Source organism: Candidatus Frankia nodulisporulans, from assembly GCF_902806475.1.
Classification (GTDB): Bacteria; Actinomycetota; Actinomycetes; order Frankiales; family Frankiaceae; genus Frankia; species Frankia umida.
The window spans coordinates 1-3007 of sequence record NZ_CADCWS010000373.1 but is presented as its reverse complement, the minus strand read 5'-3'; the positions used below and the strand labels follow the sequence as shown (position 1 = coordinate 3007).

The 3007-nt window shown below is 72.0% G+C and carries 2 protein-coding genes and 2 pseudogenes; 1 reads left to right on the top strand and 3 read right to left on the bottom strand.

Annotated elements, in window-relative coordinates:
- Positions 1–26: 26 nt before the first annotated feature.
- Together G6R24_RS19830 and G6R24_RS19825 are read right to left on the bottom strand one after the other, a co-directional pair.
- Positions 27–704: an ABC transporter permease gene (locus G6R24_RS19830; protein ID WP_163550670.1), complete on the bottom strand. Its 678-nt coding sequence runs from the start codon at positions 702–704 to the stop codon at positions 27–29.
- Between the two features lie 175 nt (positions 705–879).
- Positions 880–1425, bottom strand: a pseudogene (locus G6R24_RS19825) (ABC transporter permease); the annotation flags it as partial.
- A gap of 30 nt (positions 1426–1455) precedes the next feature.
- Between G6R24_RS19825 and G6R24_RS23555 the strand changes: the two are divergent.
- Complete coding sequence (locus G6R24_RS23555; RefSeq protein WP_276511347.1) at positions 1456–2706, top strand: ABC transporter ATP-binding protein; 1251 nt, start codon at positions 1456–1458, stop codon at positions 2704–2706.
- Here the strand turns inward: G6R24_RS23555 and G6R24_RS22980 are convergent.
- A pseudogene (locus G6R24_RS22980) lies at positions 2680–3007 on the bottom strand (hypothetical protein); the annotation flags it as partial. The gene G6R24_RS23555 and the pseudogene G6R24_RS22980 overlap by 27 nt on opposite strands.

Genomic DNA, 3007 nt, shown 5'->3' with positions numbered 1-3007 from the left:
GCTGGGGCGGTCAGCGGTTGGGACGGTCAGCGGCGCGGACGGGTGGGCTGTGGGGCCCGGGTGAGCAGGCGGGTCAGGGCGAACAGGGTGCCGTCCACCACGAGGGCGAGCACGGCGACCAGGATGGCGCCGCCGACGACCTTGTTCTGCTCGTGGTTGGCCAGACCGTCCACGACGAAACGGCCGAGGCCACCGCCGCCGATCAGCGCGGCGATGGTCGCGGTCGCCACCACCTGCACCGCGGCCAGCCGCAGACCCAGCAGGATCATCGGGAGGGCGAGGGGGAGTTCCACCCGGCGCAGCACCTGGCCGCCGGACATGCCCATGCCGCGGGCGGCCAGCACGGCGCCGGGGTCGACCTCGCGGATCCCCACGTAGCTGTTCGTGACCAGGGGGGCGATGGCGAACAGGGTGAGCGCGAGCACCGTGGCCAGGTCGCCGATGCCCAGCGGACCGATGGCCAGCAGCACCAGCACGGCGAGCGTCGGCATGGCCCGGCCGATGTTCGAGATGTTGATCGCCAGGGTGCCGCCGCGCCCGAGGTGACCCAGGGCGATCCCGATCGGCAGGGCCACCGCCGACGCGATCCCGACCGAGGCGGCGGTGAGCAGCACGTGTTCGCCGAGGCGGGTCGCGATCCCCTCCCCGCCGCGCCAGCTCGAGCCGGTGGTGAGCCAGTCGAAGGCACTGGTCAACGTGCTCATGCGGTCGTCGCTTCAGGTTGGCCGCGGCCCGGCCGCCGGCGGGACCGCCGGCGGTGCCGCCAGGGGGTGAGCAGCCACTGCAGGGCCACCAGCAGCAGGTCGGCGACGACGGCAGTGCCACGCACAGCACCGAGGCGGTCAGCACCTCGGACTTGAACGAGCTGTTCAGACCGTCGTAGATCAGGTTGCCGAGACCGCCGTGGCCGATCACCGCCCCCACGGTGACCAGGGCGATGGTCGAGACGGTGGCGACCCGGATCGCGGCCATGATCGCGGGCAGTGCGAGGGGGAGTTCGACGGTCAGCAGCAGCCGGGTGGGGCCGTAACCCATCCCGCGGGCGGCCTCCCGCACGTCGTCCGGGACGGCGTCGAGCCCGGCCAGCAGGCCCCGGAACAGGATGACCAGCGTGTAGACCACCAGTCCGATGCGTACCGTCGTCACCGACAGGCCGGTGACCGGCAGCAGCAGCGCGAAGAACGCCAGCGACGGCACCGTGTACAGCACGTTCGTGAGCCCGCCGATCCAGGGCACGCTCACCCGGTAGCGCCGGGCGAACAGGACCAGCACAGCGGCGATCACCAGGCCGATCGGAACCGCGGTCACCGTCAGTGAGATGTGTTCGCGGGTGGCCGTCCACAGCTCGTCGGAACGCGTACGGACATAGTCTCCGCAGATCCACGCGTTCTGCTCGAGGCAGGTCCCGGACGTGGCGATGGCCATCGATGCACCGTAACCGGTCGGGAGGACACGATGCCGACAACCGGTCAACCCACCGCCACGAAGCCCGAAGCCGGCGCGGATCCCATGATCTCGCTGGTCGGGGTCGGTCGGCGCTATCCGGATGGCACGGTGGCCGTGCGCGATCTGAGCTTCGACGTGCCGGCGGGAGAGCTGCTGTGCATGGTGGGTCCGTCCGGCTGTGGCAAGACGACGACCATGAAGATGATCAATCGACTGGTCGAGCCCACCAGCGGGCGGATCCTGGTGGCCGGCGAGGACGTCACCCGGACCAACCCGGTGCAGCTGCGTCGGCGGATCGGCTACGTCATCCAACAGGTCGGGCTGTTCGGGCACCTGACCGTCCGGGGCAACGTCGCCACCGTGCCGCGGCTGCTCGGCTGGCCGTCGGCGCGCATCCGGGCGCGGGTGGACGAACTCCTGGAGCTGGTCGGGCTGGACCCGACCACCATCGGACGGCGTTATCCCCATGAGCTGTCCGGCGGTCAGCAGCAGCGGGTCGGGGTGGCCCGGGCCCTGGCGGCCGACCCGCCGGTGTTGCTGATGGACGAGCCGTTCTCGGCGATCGACCCGATCGCCCGGGCACGGTTGCAGGCCGAGTTCCTGCGCCTGCAGCAGGAGATCCGCAAGACGGTCGTGTTCGTCACGCACGATCTGGACGAGGCGATCCGGCTTGGTGACCGGGTCGCGGTGTTCAGCCAGGGCGGCACACTGGAACAGATCGACCCGCCCGCGCGCATCCTGGGCCGTCCGGCGACCGATTTCGTGGCCGACTTCGTCGGCGCCGACCGGGCGCTGCGCCGGCTGGCCGTCACCCCTCTGCTCCCCGCCGATCTGGAACCACCCCGCCCGCACTCTGCCGGTGGGGCGAACGGTGCCGGTGGGACGTCCGGTGCCGGTGGGACGTCCGGTGCTGGTGGGGCGGATGGGCGGGGCGCGGTGGGGACGGGCCCGGCCAGGGTGCGGGTGGGCGCGCCGTTGCGCCAGGCGCTCGCCGCGCTCCTGGCGCAGGACCGGGGCACCCTCGACGTCTATGCCGCGACCGCCGGGGCGAGCCCATCCGGTGGCGGCACTCCTGGTGGCGGCGTGCCCGGTGACGCCGTGTCATCCGGTGCCGCAGCGGACGAGACTGATCCACGTGAGCAGCCGATCGGAATGCTCACGCCCGCCGGGCTGCACGCCGCCCTGCGTCGGTCGGTGGCCGCCGACGACGCCGGCGGCACGGGCGGCGGGCCGTCAGTGGGGCTTGTCGATGGTCTCTGACGCGACCGAGCGGCCGGGGATTTCGGCGGATGCCGAGGATGCCGGCGAGGGTGAGGGTGAGGGTGGCGCGGTGCTGGGGGTGAGGCCCGGGGTGGGGGTTCCCCATGGTCCGGAGGGAGTGCGTGGTCGGCTCAGGCGTGCGCCGGGTGCGCTCTCCTCCCAGGCCAGAACCTTCTCCAGATGGACGCGGGTGCCTCGGTACGGACCGTCCACCCGGTGGAACTGCACCTGATCCATCAGCGCCCTCATGAGGAAGATTCCCCGGCCCTGCTCGGGAACGCCATCGGTGGCGATGTCCCTA

What these genes read in the sequence shown, in the direction of transcription:
- G6R24_RS19830 (WP_163550670.1), bottom strand. Translation starts at nt 704, where the DNA reads ATGAGCACGTTGACCAGTGCCTTCGACTGGCTCACCACCGGCTCGAGC.
- G6R24_RS23555 (WP_276511347.1), top strand. Translation starts at nt 1,456, where the DNA reads ATGCCGACAACCGGTCAACCCACCGCCACGAAGCCCGAAGCCGGCGCG.